This window comes from Bacillus sp. AY2-1, from assembly GCF_008368965.1.
Lineage (GTDB): Bacteria > Bacillota > Bacilli > Bacillales > Bacillaceae_G > Bacillus_A > Bacillus_A thuringiensis_S.
The window spans coordinates 17,746-38,524 of record NZ_QPEL01000080.1 but is presented as its reverse complement, the minus strand read 5'-3'; the positions used below and the strand labels follow the sequence as shown (position 1 = coordinate 38,524).

The window sequence follows — 20,779 nt, the reverse complement described above, 5'->3', positions numbered from 1 at the left end:
TGAGGTCCAGTAGCGCCGGTGTTACCTTGAGGTCCCTGAGGTCCAGTAGCGCCCGTGTTACCTCGAGGTCCAGTGGCACCAGTAGCGCCTGCTGGTCCAGTAGGCCCAGTAGGTCCGGTAGGTCCTTGAATGAACGAAGCAGAATTAACTAGAGCAGTTTGTAATGCTGCTATTAATTTAAGAAGCTCTTGAAGTGTGCAAGGGTCAATTCGGAATAATTTTGTAATGTATAGTAAATAGTTAATGAGATTTTGAAGTTCAATAAATACAGCGCTTGCTACAAAGGTTGGATTTCTTAATATAGTTATTAAGTTTTTAATAATAGCTAACCCTTGTGCTTTCAGGGAGGAAGTAGCGTCTAGTGAACAAATAAATTTACTTAGTAGGTTCAATGTATCGATTAGATCTTCAATGTTTTGGGGAGATGGATTTGCGAAAAGTTTTGGGATTATTTTTGTTAAATCAATAATAATCGCACGAAATGTTCTAAGTTGAGCTTTAGTAATTGGGATTGATGGAGTATTTGGGATTCGTCCGGCGCTACTTGGAAAGCATGGTTTGGAGAATTTGTTTTGACTGTCGTTATAACGAGACATTAAATCTCTCCTTTCTCATGAAAATGTGAACGAAACTCATCATAGTAGATGCAGAAATTAGTTAAATGGTCATAGTAAAATCGTTTGTTTAAAGAAAAAATAGAAAAAACGCCTTACAATAAGGCGTTTTTTCTATTTTCTGCGTATTGATAATATCGCTTTAATGAAATTTTTGATTTGAATCCAGCGAGTTTTATAATTTCTGATTCAGGAGTTTCTTTTTTTATTAAGTTTAAAATATAGGTGTTACGAAAATGTTGTCCTGAAATTCCTTTACGTAAATTGGCTCTAGCCACTTCGAGGCGAATCATTTTTTGTATAGCAATTTCCGTTAATGCCTTTGGTGCATCATTTTCATATACCCACCTGTATGTTCCGCGGTTAAAATCAAATGCGACAAACAATGAATCATCACTATGATACTTAGGACGAACTGGTTCTGGGATACTTTTGTAATAATTATATAGTTGTTTTTTGTCTTCTTTTGCTAATGTAATTGTTCTTTCTACACCTGCGGTTGCTGGGATTGACAATGTGTTAGTTTCAAAGTGAACGTGATGCATTGTTAATGCTGTAAGTTCCTGTAAGGATAAACCGTAGTCGATCAATAAATTTAAAATGGCGATATTGCGATCCATTAATAAAGGGCGCACAGGAAGTTGTTTTTCTGAAAGTCCTTCTAATGAAGTGACTATATACTTTAATCTTTTTTCTTCATCAGGTGAAATGAAATCTTCGTTACGAAGTGTACGGTCTGGTTGAATAGATATTTCCATATTCTTCAATGGATTGGGAATGTTTAGAAAGTGATGCATTCTATTTAGTACAGTAAATACACGATGCATCGTTTTTTCTGAGTAATGTCGATTCGTTTTTAAATCGGAAAAGTAATCTTCGTAGTCTTTTGTACAAAGTGTAGCCCATATATTACTGGAAGGGAGCTTTTTGTTTTTTTCTAACCAATGTCCGAAGTCTTCAACGTCATAAACATAACGTTTAATAGTTGAAGGTTTTCGGCCTTTATTCAATAAAAAAATAGAAAAGGCTTGTATTGTATCATGGAATTCCGTTGTATCCATAGTCCCACCACCTTAATTATTTCTTATATTATAGCAAACTTTTCTGAAAATAGGCATTTACAAGGGGGACAGGAATAATAATATTTGGTGAGTGGATAAAGTGAAACTATAATCAGTGGGGATTTTGTTCATCCTCTGCGATTATTAGTTGAACCAATCGGGCATTTACGGGCGGTTATCTCCCGCTTAAATACCAAGCGTTTGCTGAATGTCGAGGTGGGAGTCTTACTGCCCGCAAATAGCGGGATAAAATGAGGTGATTGTATGGAACAATCGATGCGAAAGAAAAACAACAATCAAATTAATATTGTGTTAAACCATCGAAAGAAAATTTCTTTGCCAGCCACAGAAAATAAAACGGTAATTTCAAATGAAACTACAATTAAACATGAAATGCTGCAGAGAATTGAAGAAGAGATGGGGAAGCTTGTTGGGATGGATGATATAAAAAAGATAATAAAAGAAATATATGCTTGGATTTATGTGAATAAAAAAAGACAAGAGAAGGGATTGAAGTCTGAGAAGCAAGTACTTCATATGTTGTTTAAAGGGAATCCGGGTACAGGGAAGACAACTGTTGCTAGAATGATAGGGAAATTGCTGTTTGAGATGAATATTCTATCGAAAGGCCACTTGGTTGAAGCTGAACGTGCTGATCTTGTAGGAGAGTATATCGGCCATACAGCTCAAAAAACAAGAGACTTAATAAAAAAAGCAATGGGAGGTATTTTGTTTATTGATGAGGCTTATTCTTTAGCTCGAGGAGGAGAGAAGGACTTTGGAAAAGAAGCAATTGATACGCTTGTAAAACATATGGAAGATAAACAACATGGTTTTGTATTGATTTTAGCTGGATATTCAAGAGAGATGAATCACTTTCTTTCATTAAATCCAGGGCTGCAATCTCGTTTTCCATTTATTATTGAATTTGCGGATTACTCGGTAAATCAGCTATTGGAAATTGGAAAGAGAATGTATGAAGATCGTGAATATCAGTTATCGAAAGAAGCTGAATGGAAATTTAGGGATCATTTACATGCGGTGAAGTATTCGTCGCAAATTACATCGTTTAGTAATGGGCGGTATGTACGGAATATTGTTGAAAAATCAATTCGTACACAGGCGATGCGGTTGTTGCAAGAAGATACGTATGATAAAAATGATTTAATTGGAATATCGAGTATGGATTTGATGCTCGAAGAGGAGACGCACAGTACATAAACTGTGCGTCTATTTTTGTGTATAAGTTCGTTTACTCTTTTTTTGCTTTTTCTTGGTGCGCTTTATGGAAGCGTTCCATTTTAGCGCTCTTTTCGTGTGCTGAATTAGGGTCGTGTCCAAATTGGTTTACTGAACTTTTTTGAGCTCCTTTATTAACGTGGTTTGTCATTTGTATTCACCTCACTTTAAAAATTAGTATAAACATTATATAAAGAAAAAATCGTTAGAAAAGAAAAACCTCTTTACGATATGTAAAGAGGTTAGATTGCTATTTATGCATTGAACGTTCTTTCGTTTCGATACGTCTGTGCGGTAAATGCCATTTGTAATGAATAGAAACCATGCGGAAGCAAACAATTAAAATGAATAAAATGTAAAGAGCCCAATCGCTAACAATAATTTGAGCGCCAATTAAGAAACCTGCTAAAATTGTCCAAAAGGCATATACTTCAGCTCGAAGAACGAGAGGTTTTCTGCGGGCTAAAAGGTCGCGAATGATACCGCCGCCGATACCAGTTAAAACAGCTGCCACGATTGTGGCGCTAATTGGTAAATTTAATTTTTGAGCATATAATGCTCCTTGTACAGCAAATGCTGATAAGCCGATAGCGTCAGTGATATTTTCCCACTTTTTCCAATGTCTAATTAACTTATTTGGAAAAAGAAAAATAATAGTCATTGATAAAAGTGCGATTTGGAATAACATGTCTTGTTGCCAAAACGCGACAATCGGATAACCGATTAATAAATTACGAAGGGCACCTCCCCCAAATGCGGTTGCCATTCCTAAAATATACACCCCGAAAATATCATAATCCTCTTCCATTGCAACAATGGCTCCGCTTAGTGCGAAAGCGATTGTGCCTATGATGCTAAAAATCTCCCATGCCATGAATTTTCTCCCCCGCTAACTAGATGAAATGTGCTTCCTCTGCTATTATATTAGAAGGTTTAAATTTCGAAAAGGATGAGTGAACATATTTGATGGAAGAAAAAGAAAAAGTCATATTAGTAGGCTGTCAATTGCCGCAAGATGATGATGAAAAATTTATGCATTCCATGAAAGAGCTTGCATCACTAGCTAAGACTGCGAGAGCGGAAGTGTTAGTTTCAACAACGCAAAAACGACCAAAGTTTCATCCGGCAACTTACATAGGTAAAGGGAAATTAGAAGAGCTTACAATGCTAACTGAAGAATTAGAGCCGGATGTTATTGTATTTAATAATGAATTAACGCCGAGTCAAATTCGGAATTTATCCTCAGTATTAGATGCGAGAGTAATTGATCGAACGCAACTAATACTAGATATTTTTGCGCAACGTGCGAAGTCGAGGGAAGGTAAGCTTCAAGTAGAATTAGCTCAGTTGCAATATACAATGCCACGTCTTATGGGTCAAGGGTTGTCCTTATCACGTCTTGGTGGTGGTATTGGAACGAGAGGACCGGGTGAGACGAAACTTGAGACGGATCGTCGTCATATTCGATCGCGTATTGATGAAATAAAGAAACAACTTGCAGTTGTTGTGGAACACCGAAAAAGATATCGTGAGAGAAGAAAAGACAATAAAGTATTTCAAGTTTCATTAATAGGCTATACAAATGCAGGGAAATCGACACTGTTTAATAGATTAACGGAAGCTAATACGTTTGAAGAAAACCTTCTGTTTGCAACACTAGACCCAACGACGAGGAAGATGCCGTTACCTTCTGGTTATACAGTATTACTAACTGATACTGTTGGTTTTATACAAGATTTACCCACTTCATTAATTGCTGCTTTTCGTTCAACACTGGAAGAAGCGGGGGAAGCAGATGTTATTTTACATGTAGTTGATTCTGCGGATCCTAACTACATAGGGCATGAAAGAACAGTAAAACGATTATTATCAGAACTTGAAATTAATCATATTCCTATTATTACGTTATATAATAAAAAAGATGAATTACATCAAAACTTTATTCCGTTTCCGAAAAGTGATTTCTTAATGACTAGTGCTTTTGAAGAAAGTGATTTATTGCGTATAAAAGAAGCGATAGAAATGAAAATGAAGAAAGAAATGGATCGTTATCGAGTAGAAATCCCTCCGAGTGAAGGTAAGTTATTAACGCTTTTAAAGACGGAAACGCTATTAGCAAAGATGGAGTTTCTGGAAGATAAATTTGTATATGATTGTGCAGGGTATATTTTTACTCATTCATCGCTTAATGTGCAATTAAAGAGATTTTTAGTGGAAGAAGGAGAAAATAAAAATGTTTGATCGTTTGAAAAATGGAGAAAAAATTGCTCCAATCGTAAAAGAAGTAGAGAGTCAGATTACAGAAGTACATAAACGTGCGGATGAAGTAATTGAAAGTAATCAGTTTCGTGTATTAGAAAGTTTTCGTAAACATAAAATTAGTGACTCGCATTTTATCCCGACGACAGGTTATGGTTATGATGATATTGGCCGTGATTCGTTAGAAAAAGTGTATGCTGATGTGTTTGGAGCGGAAGCTGGACTTGTTCGTCCGCAAATTATTTCAGGTACTCACGCTATTTCTACAGCGTTATTCGGTATTTTACGTCCAGGAGATGAGTTATTGTACATCACTGGAAAACCGTATGATACGTTAGAGGAAATCGTTGGCGTGCGTGGGAAAGGTGTAGGTTCATTTAAAGAATATAATATTGGTTACAATGCAGTTCCGCTAACTGAAGGTGGGCTTGTTGATTTTGAAGCTGTTGCAGCAGCTATTCATAGTAATACGAAAATGATCGGTATTCAGCGTTCGAAAGGTTATGCTACTCGTCCATCGTTTACTATTTCTCAAATTAAAGAGATGATCGCGTTTGTTAAAGAAATTAAACCTGATGTTGTTGTGTTTGTAGATAACTGTTATGGTGAGTTTATTGAAGAGCAAGAGCCGTGTCATGTTGGTGCAGATTTAATGGCGGGTTCGCTTATTAAAAACCCAGGCGGGGGAATTGTAAAAACTGGTGGTTACATTGTCGGTAAAGAACAGTATGTTGAAGCGTGTGCATATCGTTTAACATCTCCGGGAATTGGTGCGGAAGCTGGAGCGTCTTTATACAGTCTGCAAGAAATGTATCAAGGGTTCTTCTTAGCGCCACATGTTGCAGGGCAAGCGCTGAAAGGTGCAATTTTTACAGCTGCGTTTTTAGAAAAGTTAGGAATGAACACGTCACCAGCGTGGAATGCACCAAGAACAGACTTAATTCAATCTGTTCAATTTGATGATAAAGACCGTATGATTGCCTTCTGCCAAGCGATTCAATATGCATCTCCAATTAATTCGCATTTTACTCCGTATGCAAACTATATGCCAGGTTATGAAGATGATGTAATTATGGCGGCGGGAACGTTTATTCAAGGTGCAAGTATTGAATTGTCTGCTGATGGTCCGATTAGACCACCGTATGTTGCATATGTGCAAGGTGGATTAACGTATTCGCATGTTAAAATTGCGATTTGTTCTGCGATTGATGAATTGATTGAAAAGAATTTATTAACAATTTCTTAAAGGGGAGCTGTCGATATCGGCAGCTTTTTTCGTATAAAAGTAACGATTTATGCGATTAGAAAAAAGAATGAAAAAATTTATAAAAAAATCATGTAAGAAAAGCTAACATCTATTGACACTAAACATAACATGTTATAAAATGAGAAGCAGTTAAGGCGAAGGAGGAACTGAAAAATGAAAGAAGATAGACGTTCTGCCCCGCTGTTTCCAATTGGTATTGTTATGGATTTAACACAATTGTCTGCACGTCAAATTCGCTACTATGAAGAGCATAATCTTGTTTCTCCAACCCGTACAAAGGGGAATCGTAGATTATTTTCATTTAACGATGTAGATAAGTTGTTAGAGATTAAAGATTTGTTAGATCAAGGCTTGAATATGGCTGGTATTAAGCAAGTGTTACTAATGAAAGAAAATCAAACAGAAGCAGTGAAAGTAAAAGAAGAAACAAAAGAAATTTCAAAAACTGAGCTTCGCAAAATACTTCGAGATGAACTACAACATACAGGTAGATTCAATCGAACTTCATTGCGACAAGGTGACATTTCAAGATTTTTTCACTAAAGATAACTGATTCTGAAGGCGATTAGAGGGACTAAGGAGGAATTTATAATGTCTAGATACACAAAAGAAGATATTTTCCGTTTGGCGAAAGAAGAGAATGTAAAGTATATCCGTTTACAATTTACGGACCTTTTAGGGGTAATTAAAAACGTAGAGATTCCAGTGAGACAATTAACGAAAGCTCTTGATAACAAAATGATGTTTGATGGATCTTCGATTGAAGGTTTCGTACGTATTGAAGAATCTGATATGTATTTATATCCTGATTTAGACACTTGGGTAATTTTCCCTTGGACAGCTGAAAAAGGTAAAGTAGCTCGACTAATCTGTGATATTTACAATGCAGATGGCACTCCATTTGATGGAGACCCACGTAACAACTTAAAACGTGTGTTAAAAGAAATGGAAGCTTTAGGATTTTCAGACTTCAATCTTGGACCAGAGCCAGAATTCTTCCTATTTAAGGTTGATGAAAAAGGAAATCCAACATTAGAATTAAACGATAACGGTGGATACTTCGACCTTGCGCCGATGGATCTAGGGGAAAACTGTCGTCGTGATATCGTTCTTGAACTTGAAGAAATGGGATTTGAAATTGAAGCATCTCACCATGAGGTTGCTCCAGGACAGCACGAAATTGACTTTAAATATGCAAATGCAATTCGCTCATGTGATGACATTCAAACATTCAAACTTGTTGTAAAAACAATTGCTCGTAAACATGGTTTACACGCAACGTTTATGCCAAAACCACTATACGGTGTGAACGGTTCAGGTATGCACTGTAACTTATCATTATTTAAAAATGGTGAGAACGTATTCTTTAATGCAAACGGTGACTTACAATTAAGTGATGATGCTCGTCACTTCATCGCAGGTATTTTAAAACATGCACCAGCATTTACAGCGATAGCAAACCCAACTGTAAACTCATACAAACGTCTAGTACCTGGATATGAAGCGCCTTGTTACGTAGCGTGGTCTGCACAAAACCGTAGCCCGTTAGTACGTATCCCTGCATCTCGTGGTATTAGTACACGCGTAGAAGTACGTAGTGTTGACCCAGCTGCAAACCCATATTTAGTAATGGCTACATTATTAGCTGCAGGTCTTGATGGAATTAAAAACAAATTAACTCCACCAGCTGCAGTAGACCGTAACATCTATGTAATGACAAAAGAAGAGCGCGAAGAAGCAGGTATCGTTGACTTACCAGCAACATTAGCGCAAGCGTTAGTTACATTACAATCTAATGAAGTAGTATGCGGTGCACTAGGAGAACACTTACTTGAGCACTTCATCGAAGCGAAAGAGATTGAGTGGGATATCTTTAGAACACAAGTTCACCAATGGGAACGCGATCAATATATGTCTCTATACTAAGAGGCTTGAACCCTTGATACAACTCGTATCAAGGGTTTTTTAATTCCCTATTATTACAATTTTATATGGTTGCAAAATGAAAAACAGCCACATAAAAGCCAACAATTAATAACAAGTAGTGATATCATAGAAAAACATTATCAGATAAATGTAAGTTTTATATAATTTGTGAAATGAAAAAGCCTTGATACTACGGTATCAGGGCTTTTTTAGTGAAGTTATTGGATATGTTAACTACTAGATAATGGATTGTTTTTGGTTATTTTGAATCATGTTACTAAGAAAATCTTTTCAAAAGAATCGATCTTATCTTTTTTAAAAATCACTTGTGCTATGACTTAATAATTCTTTACTGCCTGTACAACGCGACCAATGATTTTTACATCTTCAGCTGAAAGATCGTAAGTTTTTGGTTCGTGGATAGGGTCATTACTCAATGGTATTAAAGTAATGATGCTTCCAGATTTTGAAATCTTTTTCACGGTAGCATCATAACCATTGACTTTTACAACAGCAATTTGTCCGTTTTCAACATAAGGAGTTTCCTCTACTAAAACATAAGAACCATCAGGGAATTCGAGATTCATGCTAGTGCCTTTTACAGTAAGGTAAAAATACTTTTTACGCTTGTTTAAAAATGTACTTAGCATTGGTAAATAGCCTTCGATATTTTCTTCAGCGAATATAGGTGTACCAGCTGCTACAGAACCAATGATAGGAATATGAATAATATTTGATTGATCGTTTTGGATGGTTTCATAAATAGAAACTTCTTCTTTAACAGTATTGTCCTCTTGGGTTGCGAGTTTTTCTAAATCATCAGTAGTGATTCCTAATCCCTTACAAACTTTTATTACATTATCAACAGATGCTTTACCAATCCCTCTTGATAACATGGATTGCAGTGTTGTGGGGGGGAGACCTATTTTTTCGGCGAAGGCTCTTTTGCTATAGCCAGCTTCTTTTATTAAGCGTGTTACAACCTCTGCTTTTTTCATTACTTTCACCATCTTTCGTATTAAAATGTATACGATATTGCGTATTTCTGTATATATCATAACCTAACTGAATTTGTTAGTAAATAGAAATGTATACGAAATTGAGTATTTAAATACGTTTTTTTTGTTGACTAAATACGAAATTGAGTTTATATTTAAATGGAAATGAACGCAATATCGTACATAGAATAGGTGGTGAGTCGATGTATCCGAATTTGCGTGCAGAGATGGCGAGAAAAAGAATTATGATTACACAAATTTCTTCGCATCTGAAACTTCGCCACGCAACAGTGAGCGACAAAATAAATGGTAAATTTCGTTTTTATTATGATGAAGCTTTTGAAATTAAGAAAACTTTTTTTCCAGAACATAATTTGGAATATCTTTTTGAATTTGAAGAAAACGAAGCGAATTGAAATCGGAGGAGAATTGCTTAAAATGGATAACCGAATTATTGAATAATGACTTAATAAAAGGGTTCATATTATAGTATTTATATTAAATTTCGATAATTAGTTAATCTGTAAAAAGAAAGCAACGAATTATGCGTAGTGCGAAATTATCTCAATACAATAAAGATAGTTCAAAATTAGTAGTGAGGAGGAGGTGAGGATGGGGCAATTAACTGACTCATCAGTACATAGTTCATTAGTATTTGAAGTTAATGGCAAAGTAGTAACGGATAGTTTGGTAATTGCAAAGATATTCAAAAAAGATCACTTCGACGTTTTGAAGGAAGTTCGAAAACAAATTGTATATGTAGATGAAGAGTTTGGAGGAGAAAATTTTCACGAGTCCACTTATGTTAATTCAAAGAACAGGCGGATCCCTAAATATGATTTAACAGAAGAAGCATTCACGTTACTTGTTATGGGATATACCACTAGAGAAGCGGTTGGAATGAAAATTAAATTTATGAAAGAGTTCAAACGAATGAAGCAGTATATACAAAATCAACAAAATGTGCCAAAGGATCCAATGGGGGTTTTAAAGTTAACATTTGCTGCGTTAGAAGGGCATACTCAGGAGATACAAGAGATTAAGTCTGAGGTGAAGGAATTGCGAGAAAATACGCCGCTTTATGCTATTGAGTGTGAAGAGATAATAAGGGCTGTAAAGAGGTTAGGTGTTATGTTATTGGGAGGTAAAAATTCAAATTCTTATCAGGATATCGGCCTTAGAAGAAAGTGATATAGAGATATTTATAGTCAGTTACATCGGGAATTTGGTGTGAATAGTTATAAAGCTATTAAACGTTATCATTTGGATAGAGCGATACAAATTATTAATGAAGAATATTCAATTCCAACTGTTTTAAATGAAGAAATTACAGTTAAAAACTCACAAATAAATATGGCAGAAATTCAGTAGGAGGAAAGAACATGCAAAGAAAGATTTTAGTCATTACTAGCAGTTTAGCAGGACTACCAACTGTCAGTGAATTTAAAACAAAAGAAGATGCAAAAGAGCAGGTTAGAAAGCTTATTCAAAAAGGAGTGAGTCAAAATGTGATTCGTATAACACAAGAAATTCCTATGAATATCGAAATTCAAGTGGATGTTGAATTTGAGGAATAAGAGAGGTTTAGGAGAAAATTGATATGGATAGCATAATTGTTTTGAATGAATGTATAAGAAAAGAATCCGTTGCAGCGGATTCTATAAGAAAAAATATCTCTAGATAAGTATACCATTGAATACCGTTTTTGAGAATTTATGAGGTGGCTAGTATGGGAATTATTCGAGTGAAAAAAGATAGTAATTATTCCGTTATAAATAATACTGGTTTAAAAGATGAAAGGTTGTCTTGGAAAGCGAAAGGAATCTTAGCCTATGCGCTTACATTACCAGACGATTGGACTTTTCATATTAGCGAATTAGCTCGACATGCTAAGGATGGAGAAGATTCGCTCCGTACAGGTTTTAAGGAATTAAAAGAATTAGGTTATGTAAAACGTTATCCTGTTCGTGATGGGAATACCAAAAAAATTACAAGGTGGGATACGGAAATTTACGAAACGCCACAAAGGAACATGCCACAAGTGGAAAACCAAGATGTGGTAAAGCCATATGAGGAAAATCAAGCACTACTAAATACTAATAGAATAACTACTAATAAACGAAATACTAATATACAAAATACTAATCATTATGATGATATTGATAAATTAGATTCTTGTGTATCCAGCAATGAGAAGGTTAAAGTAAGTTGCAACTTTATTAAGGGGACGGGCATTCCGTTAAGTGAAATTGCAATTGCAGAGTTGGGGGATTTTTGTAATTTGTTTAGTGATGAATTAATTCAGCATGCAATTAATAAAGCCGTTGATGAGAATGCACCAAGATGGAACTACATTAAGGCTATATTGAGGAATTGGAAGGAGCAAGAAGTTAAAACATTAGTTGATGTGGCCATACTAGATAGACGTTTCGAAATGAGCAAGAAAAAGAAATATAATGGGATAGGTAGGAAGTATTCAAATAGAAAAGAGATTGTACCTGATTGGTTATACAAAGATGATGAATCAACAAATCAAGAAGAGGAAAGAAAAATCGTGCAATCTACTGATGAAGAGCGTGAGAGATTACAAGAAGTGTTAAATAAATATAAGTCATAAGAAAAAACGTTAGATGATTTTGTTATTTTGAAATATATTACCTTAATAAAAAATAATACATTTATATTCTTTAAAGATTCCCGATGCATAGTGAACAGTATTATAAAGATATTAGTGAATGTTTGGATCAAGTATGAACCATTTGTAATTTCAGTTTATTTCTTAAAGTTCTATGGGAACTGTTAGAAGTTTTTTCAAAAGGATTCAGGAATTAATTACAATATCTGAATTCTAAAGATGTAAGGAACTTATCAATAGAGGGTAAAAAAATGTTAGGAAAGGGTTGTGTTTATAAAATGAAAGATAATTTACAAGTAATAAAGATTGAAAAAGTTAATAAGCATATTCATTCTATTAAATTAGTATTAAGAGACTTTGTAAAAAGAACGGAAGTGGGTGAATCGGTAAGTGTTCGAATGGCTCAAAGATTATAAGAAGTTAGAAGAAGAAATTACTTATTTAGAATACAACTTAGATAAATCAAAAGCCGAATTGAAGCGTTGGATTAGTGGTGATTTGCAAAATGTACGATTAAACGCTGAATCGGAAGGGGCTAAGGTAGAAGGACGAATTGAAGTAATTGAATATGAATTAGCTTATAAGATGAATGAAGAGTATGATTTAAAGCTTTTAATTAATAAGTTTACAGGACTGGATCATCAAATACTTAAAATGAAATATGTTGATGGAATGACTTTAGAACAAATAGCGTTTGAATTACATTATAGTACAGGCTATATCCGCCGAAAACATGCTGAAATAAGAAAGATTGTCAAGTTTTTAGATGGGTTTTAATGTTACCTTTTTGTAGGATACATGCAGTGTACAGAAAGTATTGAAAAAGTGATTTATAGTAGTAATATAAGATTTCGACGAAAGGGCAACTATTTTTATGGTTGCTCTTTTTATTGTGAAAGAAGGTGAGTAACATGAAGTGATTTTATAGATAAATGGGCATTTGGCTTCCGGTTATATTTAGTAAAGTAGTAGGTTTACAGGCGAAAATAATAGCAAATAAGGAGATGTTTAATGATGAATTTATTAGCTGCTTCAGTCAAAACAAAGAATTTGCCACAACAAGTGTTACGTTGGCAATCAATGGTAGAAAGTGAATGTTCCGCACAAGGAGTACCTGAGTTAGTTCCTTACGTACTTGGAATTATTATGGTGGAAAGTGGAGGGAACTCTGAAACAACCCCCGATATTATGCAGTCCAGTGAATCACAAGGTTGGCCAATGAATACAATTAAAAATCCTAAGGATTCAATTTATTACGGAGTAAAGCATTTAAAGGGAGCTTTTGATGATGCAAAGAAAAATGGTATTACAGATTTAAGTGCCATTGTTCAATCGTATAATTTTGGACGAGCTTACCTTCGCTGGTTAGCTTCTAACAATAAACAGCATTCATTACCGGTAGCAGATTTGTATTCTAAAACAGTTGTTGCTCCATCACTCGGAAATACAACTGGTGCTATGGTGAAATATAGTCACCCTATCGCTGTTGCCTACAATGGTGGTTATCGATATAAAAATGGGGGGAATTTCTTCTACTCTGAAATTGTTAAGCAATATGTTGATTTTAACGGAGGAACTGATGGTGGTGACAATAAACCGTTACAACCAAAAGGACTAGGAATCGCAACGTCTAAATACCCAGAAGGATCGGGTATCAATTTATATAGTGGCCCTGGAAAAGATGCTTGGTTCACAGGTCATGTCATTAATACAAAAATGCCATATTTAATTATAGATGCTGCTTGGTATGGTGGGAATGAAAATATGTTGTGCCTAGGTTGGGAAGCATGGGCGAAAGAAGAACACTTTGAAGTAGAGTGGTTCCATGCTTATTCAAAATATCCAGCAGGTTATGGTATTAACACATATGATGGTCCAAATGGAAATTATAAAGGAAATGTAGATGGATCTTATCCATATGGCGTTTTTGCGAGAAAAGATGGCTATATCGATATTGGACAAAATACATGGGTAAAAGAAGAACATTTTAATGTAAGGTAATAACAAAGGGTTTCTTATTCTGCGATTATAAATATTAAATTTAAATATAAAGAAAAAATGTTATGAAAGGGTGCTTTTTTAAGTGCCTTTTTATATCACTTATAAATAGGAAGGAAGATTATTATGGCGAAATTTATTTATCCAACCGATACAACGAGAGTAACAAGTGGTTTTAGGGGGAGTAGACCAGATCATCATGGGATAGATCTGGCTGAATCGGGTTATCATCCGATTTATGCAGCGGCTAGCGGACGAGTTAGTCGTTCTTATGTTTCATCTAGTTATGGTGAATGTATTATGATTGTGCACACTATTGATGGGGTTACATGGGAAACAGTATATGCTCATATGCGTAGCGGTTCTCGAACGGTGAAAGAAGGTGATTATGTTACGCAAGGACAAACTATTGGAGTTATGGGTAGCACGGGAGAAGTTACTGGTCAACATCTACATTTTGAATTGCATAAAGGGTCTTGGAACGTTAATAAGAGTAATGCTGTGAATCCATTAGATTACTTAGGAAAAGGAGACGGTGGTGGTACAACAGATCCTTCTAATAAACCACTACAACCAAAAGGGCTAGGTATCGCAACGTCTAAATACCCAGAAGGATCGGGTATCAATTTATATAGTGGCCCTGGAAAAGATGCCTGGTTCACAGGTCATGTCATTAATACAAAAATGCCATATTTAATTATAGATGCTGCTTGGTATGGTGGGAATGAAAATATGTTGTGCCTAGGTTGGGAAGCATGGGCAAAAGAAGAACACTTTGAAGTAGAGTGGTTCCATGCTTATTCAAAATATCCAGCAGGTTATGGTATTAACACATATGATGGTCCAAATGGAAATTATAAAGGAAATGTAGATGGATCTTATCCATATGGGATTTTTGCAAGAAAAGATGGTTATATCGATATTGGACAAAATACATGGGTAAAAGAAGAACATTTTAATGTGAGATAAGGATATTAGAGTAGGGTCACTCGTGTGATTCTTTTTAATTTTTGAAAAGGAGATGAGAACGATGGAAGAACAAATCTTCAATTCAATGATTCAACAAGGAGCATTCGCAGCTTTATTTGTGTGGATGCTGTTTACTATGCAAAAAAAGAATGAACAGCGCGAAGAACAATATCAAAAAGTTATTGAAAAAAATCAACAGGTCATTGAAGAACAAGCAAAAGCATTTAGTTCGTTGTCAAAGGATTTATCAGATGTTAAGCAAAAAATATTGGGAAACGGGGATGAGAAATAAAATATGATATTAAATTATTTGTCGCGTATGTAGGTTCTCAAATAGAAATTCAATTAATATATAATAATGAGAAAAAGCCCTAATACCGATAAGTATTGGGGCTTTTTCTCATTAGCTATAGTGAATAAGGTTGTGGTGGATTCTTCAAGAGGAAAGAGTGAATGAAGTCTAATATTTAATGTAAATGAAATGAAACCTTGAAGGATGCTTAGTTATAACACAGTCTTATTCAGGGATTCGTTAGTTCGCTTTCTAAATTTAGGGAATAAATATAGCTTAGTACCTTGCAATAAATAATACTAAGTGGTATATTATGGATAAATCAGGTACCGTGTATTGAACAGTACTGAGATAGGGAAGGAGGATGGCACTTGAACGTTCAGTTTAAAAAAGGTGTGCTTGAACTTTGTGTATTAGCACTTGTAAAACGTAAAGATAGTTACGGTTATGAACTTGTTCAGCAAATCTCTAATAAATTTTTAATATCGGAAGGGTCAGTATACCCTTTGTTACGTCGTTTGACGAAAGAAGGGTATTTTCAAACGTATTTAAAGGAATCTACGGAAGGGCCACCTCGTAAATATTATCAATTAACAGAACAAGGGGAGACGCAATTTCATTTGTTAGTAACAGAATGGCGTGATTTTGCGAAAGGGGTACAAGAAATTATTGAAGGGGTGGAATGGGATGAGTAAAGAAGGGTTTCTTAAAGAATTATCAAGTTATCTTAGAAAGTTACCAGAGGAAGAGAGGCAAGATATTTTATTGGATTATGAAGAGCACTTTCAGTTTGGACTAGAAGAGGGGAAAACTGAATCAGAAATAATACAGGGCCTTGGTTCTCCGAAAGTAATCGCAAAAGAATTACTTGCGATGTATCGCTTCGATGAAATGAAAAAAAATCCATCGACTTCAAATGTGACAAGAGCTGTTATGGCAGCGATTGGACTTAGTTTGTTTAATTTTATTATTGTGTTAGGCCCGTTAGTCGCAATTATTGCTTTTATATTTTCTTTTTGGATTGGTGGTATTGCTAGTGTAGTAACACCATTTTTCGTTATTGGAAAAGTATTTATGGGTACTTTTATATGGTTGGATCTTTTCGTTAGTATAACGTTTGTTGGAGTAGGTTTGTTGTTATGTATTATCGCTTTTTATAGTACAAAGTGGTTTAAGAGATTGTGTGTACGATACGTAATATGGAACTTCAAAATGATAAAAGGAGAGTAAATGATGAAAAAACTATTTTTAATCGCTATCGCTTGTATCATTATTGGAGTAATAGGAATTTCCCAAACATATGAAAAAGCAGTACAAACTGCTGAAAAAGGCGATAAAGAAGATGTAATTAAAAACGAAACATTAAAAAATATAGAAGTTAAGTTAGATGCCGGAGATATTGTTATCCAAAAATCTCCTGACTCTTCTTTTTATGTAAAGCAATCAGGAGATGTACGTAAACAAGTGATTCGTATTGCAGAAGATGGTGACACATTAAAAATTATTGGGGAAAGAGAAAAAGGTGCTTCATTTGATTTTTCTTTTTACGATTTTAGGTTCCAAACGTCTAAATTGACTCTCCTTGTGCCCGAACGCTCTTATCAAGATGTAAAAGTAAATTCATCTGCTGGACAAATCGAAATGAGTGATGTGAAAAGTGATAGTGTAAGTGTTAGAACACTTGCTGGAGAAGTAGAGCTGAAACAAGTAACGTCTAAGAATGTGGAGGGATCTACAAAAGCTGGTGAGGTGAACTTTAAAAAAGTAATAGGGAAAGTGACCGCAAAAACAACAAGTGGGGAAATAAATATTCAAGATCATGATTCTAAGTATAATCTAGAAGCAAGTTCAACTGCGGGAGATATAGATATTACTTTATCGGAAAAACCACAAGATGCGGTAATTACTGGGCAAAGTGCTGCCGGAGATGTAACAATTTTTAATGAAGAAAATAATAACGTAACAATTGGAAATGGTAGTAAAAAGATTAGCGGTAAAACGGCTGCTGGAGATGTCACGATTGAAACTCGTTAATAAGAAATAGAGTGCATGGAAATCTATCAAAATACAAAAAGAAGATAATTACCGTATATAAATAAGGTAATTATCTTCTTTTTGTTATTTTTAATGTAAATCACGATATACGCCAATTACTTTCCCGATAACTGACACTTGTTTTAAAATGATAGGTTCTAATGAAGAGTTTTCTGGTTGTAGACGGAAATGGTCTTTTTCTTTATAGAAACGTTTAACAGTTGCTTCGTTATCTTCTGTTAAAGCGACTACAATTTCACCATTATATGCAGACTGTTGTTGGCGAACAACAACTAAATCTCCATCGAAAATACCAGCTTCAATCATACTATCTCCAGAAATACGTAACATGAACACTTGGTCTGCTCCGGAAACAATGCTAGCTGGAAGTGGGAAATGTTCCTCTACGCTTTCGACCGCTGTAATTGGTAAACCAGCAGTAACTTTTCCGACAATTGGAACTTGAATAACAGATTGTGTTTCCGTATCCATTCGGTCTTCGCCTAAAATTTCAATGGCACGTGGTTTTGTTGGATCGCGTCGAATGTATCCTTTTTCTTCTAATCGTGATAAATGTCCGTGCACTGTAGAACTAGAAGCGAGGCCGACTGCTTGACCAATTTCACGTACGGAAGGTGGATATCCTTTTTCTTGTACTTTTAGCTTAATAAAGTCGAGAATGTCTTGCTGGCGTTTCGTTAACTTTTCCATGTTTTCTAACACCTCGTTTTCTTTCATTTTTCTTATTAATAAGTATAACATGTGAAAAAACATTCTACAAACATAAGTTCGAACAAATGGCAGATTTATGTTACACTATAGGGAAATGATAGGGAGAAAGAGGGGTTCAAAATGAATGCAATTATTTATGCACGTGTGAGTACAACGAAAGAAGCGCAAGAAACATCATTATTACGTCAAAAAGATGAATTATTGCATTTAGCTGAGCGCTATCAAATGAATGTTACTAAGGTGATTGAAGAGCAGGCTAGTGGGTATACAATTGAACGTGACGGTATATTAGAGGTGTTAGATACAATTCGGGACGAACAAATTGATGTGTTACTTATACAAGATGAAACGCGCCTTGGTAGAGGGAATGCGAAGATTGCATTAATGCATTGTTTACATAAAGAAGGCATAAAAGTATATACACATACACATAATGGTGAATTACAATTGTCGGATTCTGATTCGATGGTATTAGATATTATTGGTATTGTTGAAGAATATCAAAGGAAGATTCATAACTTGAAAATTAAACGAGGTATGCAACGTGCAGTAGAAAAAGGTTATCGTCCAGAAAATAATTTAAAAAATCGTCATTTAAGTGTAGGAAGAGAGAAAAAAGAAGTGCCAATTGAGGAAATTGTACGTTTGCGAAAAAGTGAACTCACGTTTGAAGAAATTGCAGCAACACTACGTGGATTTGGTCATAATGTTTCAAAGGCGACTGTACATCGTAGATATGTAGAGTATACGAAGCAATTGCTTGATAAAGAAGAGTAACTATTGTATGATAATAATCAGTTTTGATTAGAAGGGGGATTCGAGATGATTAATCACGAACTCGTTGAACGCATTAACTTCTTAGCGAAAAAAGCAAAAGCTGAAGGTTTAACTGAAGAAGAGCAACGTGAGCGTCAATCGCTACGTGAACAATATTTAAAAGGATTTCGTCAAAATATGTTAAACGAACTTAAAGGTATTAAAGTTGTTAACGAAGAAGGTACAGATGTTACACCGACGAAATTAAAAGCTTTAAAAAAGCAAGATAATGCAAAATTAAATTAAAAGATGGGCGAAGCCCATCTTTTTTATTTGTAAAAATCCTTATTTAATAACTTTCCAGTTGTTATTAACGGTTGCTTCTATCGTTCTATGTTCCAATATATAATTAGCGATAAGTTCAGACATATCAGTGGGTATATCTTTTACTATCGGTTTGTTTTGAAACATAAAGAAATTTCCCCCGCCACTTGCACGATAATTATTCATTACAACGTCATATTCGTCATTCATATTAAGAGGAGCACTTTTATGCTGTAAAGATTCTACTCTTTCACCAATTGGTTTTGAAATGTTTAATACATATGAAATCCCTTCCCACATATCATAATTATAATGTTGTGGCTTTGGTTCTATGTAGGTAGGGCTTACGATGATGGATCCATCTGTTTTTAATGTGAAATAAGAAGCAGAGAGTTCAAGAGCATCTTTTATATCTGCTCCAGTTATTCTAATTACTTTTAATGTGTTTGGATAAATATAATTAGAAACGATGTCACGCATTGTTACATGTTCTGGGAAGCCTGGAGATGTATTATGGAACAAACTTGTACAAGAAATTGATACATTAGCTATATCCATCTGTATTTTATTTATGAACTCGATAAAAGGATGATCATGCAAACGAGTTTGCATAGCATCTGAAATTTGCATGTCCCCCTCAATAATTCCAATAGGTTGATCAAGCCACTTTTGTGTTTTCTCTTCGTAATCGGCTACCAATGAAAGTACATCTTGGTCCGCTGCAACCCCTTGTACAGATAATAATTCAGAAGAACTCTCTTTTTTCACCCATTTATGTTTCATTTTTTCGAATGTTACTTTTACTTTTCCAACTGAGTGTCCATTGCATCCGGTCTGTAAAATTGTTACACCGTTAGCCATTGTGTGAGAAATGTCTCGGTGTTGATGACCTGTTAGTAAAAGATCTATGCCTTCAATTTCCTGGCACATTGCATATCCTTGGTTTTCACCTGTTAACACTTCAGTCGGTTCCCCGGTTTGTAAATCACTTTCAAATCCACCGTGATAGGCTACGACTAATAAATCTGGTTTCTCGTGTTCGTGAATATAAGAAACCCATTTTTTTGTAGTCTCTAATGCATCTTCAAATAGTAAATCTTTAATATGATGGGCCTGTTCCCAATTTGGGATGTAATGTGTTGTTACCCCTAAAATAGCAATTTTTATATTTGATTCAATCTGTTTGATTATATAAGGTTTTCCGAAATAGGGTTTCTTTATGTTTTTATCTAAAATGTTTGCTGATAGGTACGGGAAGTTCGCAGTAGTCACAGCATTATTTAATATGTCCATCCCGTAATTAAATTCATGATTGCCGATAACTGCAGCATCATACTGTAGGTAATTCGCTAATAAGGACATTGGGTTTTTTTTGTTTTTTTCGTATGTAACATAATGATAAGTAAATGGTGTTCCTTGAATGAAGTCACCATTATCAATTAAAAGAACGTTTGTATTTTGGGAACGTTCTTTTTTTATAAGAGTAGAAATTTTAGCTAAACCAAGTTCTGCCGGGGAGTTATCTTGGTAGTAAATGGGATAAACAGTGCCATGTATATCGCTTGTTAATAAGATGTTTAAAGTTACAGTTTGATTTTGTTCCAATATGACTCACCTTTTCTATTGTTATCTTCCAATTCATCATATCAAATATGTGAAGTGAATTTTGATGTGA

25 protein-coding genes and 1 pseudogene are annotated in these 20,779 nt (G+C 35.0%); 19 read left to right on the top strand and 7 right to left on the bottom strand.

The window, feature by feature from the left end:
- On the bottom strand, positions 1–596 hold a 596-nt coding region (locus DN403_RS19810; protein WP_149185690.1), incomplete at its 3' end, for a collagen-like repeat preface domain-containing protein.
- Positions 597–709: 113 nt separating this feature from the next.
- Positions 710–1,675: a tyrosine-type recombinase/integrase gene (locus tag DN403_RS19805; RefSeq protein ID WP_000381624.1), complete on the bottom strand. Its 966-nt coding sequence runs from the start codon at positions 1,673–1,675 to the stop codon at positions 710–712.
- A 264-nt stretch (positions 1,676–1,939) separates the two neighbouring features.
- Between DN403_RS19805 and spoVK the strand changes: the two genes are divergently transcribed.
- Positions 1,940–2,896: a stage V sporulation protein K gene (gene spoVK / locus DN403_RS19800; protein WP_000438196.1), complete on the top strand. Its 957-nt coding sequence runs from the start codon at positions 1,940–1,942 to the stop codon at positions 2,894–2,896.
- Positions 2,897–2,927: 31 nt separating this feature from the next.
- Here spoVK and DN403_RS31235 read toward each other — a convergent pair whose 3' ends face one another.
- Both DN403_RS31235 and DN403_RS19795 read right to left on the bottom strand, forming a co-directional pair.
- Positions 2,928–3,065 (bottom strand): hypothetical protein, encoded by a 138-nt coding sequence (locus DN403_RS31235; RefSeq protein WP_000181505.1) that lies wholly within the window; start codon positions 3,063–3,065, stop codon positions 2,928–2,930.
- Between the two features lie 99 nt (positions 3,066–3,164).
- Positions 3,165–3,788, bottom strand: coding sequence for a trimeric intracellular cation channel family protein (locus tag DN403_RS19795; RefSeq protein WP_000312267.1), 624 nt, complete (start codon positions 3,786–3,788; stop codon positions 3,165–3,167).
- A gap of 92 nt (positions 3,789–3,880) precedes the next feature.
- Here DN403_RS19795 and hflX point away from each other — a divergent pair, with 92 nt between their 5' ends.
- The 4 genes from hflX to glnA all read left to right on the top strand — a co-directional run bounded on the left by hflX (position 3,881) and on the right by glnA (position 8,366).
- Positions 3,881–5,155: a GTPase HflX gene (hflX, locus tag DN403_RS19790; protein WP_000391414.1), complete on the top strand. Its 1,275-nt coding sequence runs from the start codon at positions 3,881–3,883 to the stop codon at positions 5,153–5,155.
- On the top strand, positions 5,148–6,419 hold the full coding sequence (locus tag DN403_RS19785; RefSeq protein WP_000460287.1) for a methionine gamma-lyase family protein: 1,272 nt from the start codon (positions 5,148–5,150) through the stop codon (positions 6,417–6,419). Before hflX ends, DN403_RS19785 begins: the two co-directional genes overlap by 8 nt.
- Before the next feature lie 174 nt (positions 6,420–6,593).
- On the top strand, positions 6,594–6,983 hold the full coding sequence (gene glnR / locus DN403_RS19780) for a transcriptional repressor GlnR (RefSeq protein WP_000656783.1): 390 nt from the start codon (positions 6,594–6,596) through the stop codon (positions 6,981–6,983).
- Positions 6,984–7,031: 48 nt separating this feature from the next.
- Positions 7,032–8,366: a type I glutamate--ammonia ligase gene (gene glnA / locus DN403_RS19775; protein ID WP_016077367.1), complete on the top strand. Its 1,335-nt coding sequence runs from the start codon at positions 7,032–7,034 to the stop codon at positions 8,364–8,366.
- Positions 8,367–8,704: 338 nt separating this feature from the next.
- Here the strand turns inward: glnA and DN403_RS19770 are convergent, their stop codons facing one another.
- Positions 8,705–9,364 (bottom strand): LexA family protein, encoded by a 660-nt coding sequence (locus DN403_RS19770; RefSeq protein WP_000708856.1) that lies wholly within the window; start codon positions 9,362–9,364, stop codon positions 8,705–8,707.
- A gap of 203 nt (positions 9,365–9,567) precedes the next feature.
- Here DN403_RS19770 and DN403_RS19765 point away from each other — a divergent pair, with 203 nt between their 5' ends.
- The 12 genes and pseudogenes from DN403_RS19765 to DN403_RS19715 all read left to right on the top strand — a co-directional run bounded on the left by DN403_RS19765 (position 9,568) and on the right by DN403_RS19715 (position 17,292).
- Entirely contained in the window at positions 9,568–9,780 is a 213-nt protein-coding gene (locus DN403_RS19765; RefSeq protein WP_000283430.1) for a hypothetical protein, read from the top strand.
- A gap of 196 nt (positions 9,781–9,976) precedes the next feature.
- Positions 9,977–10,735 (top strand): annotated as a pseudogene (locus DN403_RS19760) (ORF6C domain-containing protein).
- 11 nt (positions 10,736–10,746) lie between these two features.
- Positions 10,747–10,941 carry a hypothetical protein gene (locus tag DN403_RS19755; protein WP_001189066.1) on the top strand — a complete coding sequence of 65 codons (195 nt, stop codon included), beginning with the start codon at positions 10,747–10,749 and terminating at the stop codon, positions 10,939–10,941.
- Positions 10,942–11,093: 152 nt separating this feature from the next.
- Positions 11,094–11,981 (top strand): DnaD domain protein, encoded by an 888-nt coding sequence (locus tag DN403_RS19750; protein ID WP_000511422.1) that lies wholly within the window; start codon positions 11,094–11,096, stop codon positions 11,979–11,981.
- A 269-nt stretch (positions 11,982–12,250) separates the two neighbouring features.
- Positions 12,251–12,415: a hypothetical protein gene (locus DN403_RS31230; RefSeq protein WP_000900737.1), complete on the top strand. Its 165-nt coding sequence runs from the start codon at positions 12,251–12,253 to the stop codon at positions 12,413–12,415.
- Entirely contained in the window at positions 12,390–12,776 is a 387-nt protein-coding gene (locus DN403_RS19745) for a hypothetical protein (RefSeq protein WP_000464432.1), read from the top strand. The genes DN403_RS31230 and DN403_RS19745 overlap by 26 nt, the downstream gene beginning before the upstream one ends.
- A gap of 237 nt (positions 12,777–13,013) precedes the next feature.
- A complete protein-coding gene (locus tag DN403_RS19740; RefSeq protein ID WP_033668930.1) occupies positions 13,014–14,000 on the top strand; it encodes a lysozyme family protein in 987 nt (328 codons plus the stop codon).
- A gap of 123 nt (positions 14,001–14,123) precedes the next feature.
- Complete coding sequence (locus DN403_RS19735; protein ID WP_001051376.1) at positions 14,124–14,966, top strand: M23 family metallopeptidase; 843 nt, start codon at positions 14,124–14,126, stop codon at positions 14,964–14,966.
- A gap of 61 nt (positions 14,967–15,027) precedes the next feature.
- Entirely contained in the window at positions 15,028–15,258 is a 231-nt protein-coding gene (locus tag DN403_RS19730) for a BhlA/UviB family holin-like peptide (protein WP_149185689.1), read from the top strand.
- A gap of 371 nt (positions 15,259–15,629) precedes the next feature.
- A complete protein-coding gene (locus tag DN403_RS19725) occupies positions 15,630–15,953 on the top strand; it encodes a PadR family transcriptional regulator (protein ID WP_001102628.1) in 324 nt (107 codons plus the stop codon).
- Positions 15,946–16,488, top strand: a complete 543-nt coding sequence (locus tag DN403_RS19720; RefSeq protein ID WP_000031383.1) for a DUF1700 domain-containing protein — start codon at positions 15,946–15,948, stop codon at positions 16,486–16,488. Before DN403_RS19725 ends, DN403_RS19720 begins: the two co-directional genes overlap by 8 nt.
- On the top strand, positions 16,489–17,292 hold the full coding sequence (locus DN403_RS19715) for a DUF4097 family beta strand repeat-containing protein (RefSeq protein WP_000976234.1): 804 nt from the start codon (positions 16,489–16,491) through the stop codon (positions 17,290–17,292).
- A 90-nt stretch (positions 17,293–17,382) separates the two neighbouring features.
- On the opposite strand, the gene lexA is transcribed toward DN403_RS19715, so the two are convergent.
- A complete protein-coding gene (gene lexA / locus DN403_RS19710) occupies positions 17,383–18,003 on the bottom strand; it encodes a transcriptional repressor LexA (protein WP_000413739.1) in 621 nt (206 codons plus the stop codon).
- A gap of 141 nt (positions 18,004–18,144) precedes the next feature.
- Here lexA and DN403_RS19705 point away from each other — a divergent pair, with 141 nt between their 5' ends.
- Both DN403_RS19705 and DN403_RS19700 read left to right on the top strand, forming a co-directional pair.
- Entirely contained in the window at positions 18,145–18,801 is a 657-nt protein-coding gene (locus tag DN403_RS19705) for a YneB family resolvase-like protein (RefSeq protein ID WP_000991471.1), read from the top strand.
- A gap of 45 nt (positions 18,802–18,846) precedes the next feature.
- Positions 18,847–19,086 carry a DUF896 domain-containing protein gene (locus DN403_RS19700; protein ID WP_000607015.1) on the top strand — a complete coding sequence of 80 codons (240 nt, stop codon included), beginning with the start codon at positions 18,847–18,849 and terminating at the stop codon, positions 19,084–19,086.
- Positions 19,087–19,125: 39 nt separating this feature from the next.
- Here DN403_RS19700 and DN403_RS19695 read toward each other — a convergent pair whose 3' ends face one another.
- Positions 19,126–20,709, bottom strand: a complete 1,584-nt coding sequence (locus DN403_RS19695; RefSeq protein WP_000437463.1) for a bifunctional metallophosphatase/5'-nucleotidase — start codon at positions 20,707–20,709, stop codon at positions 19,126–19,128.
- Between the last annotated feature and the right edge of the window lie 70 nt (positions 20,710–20,779).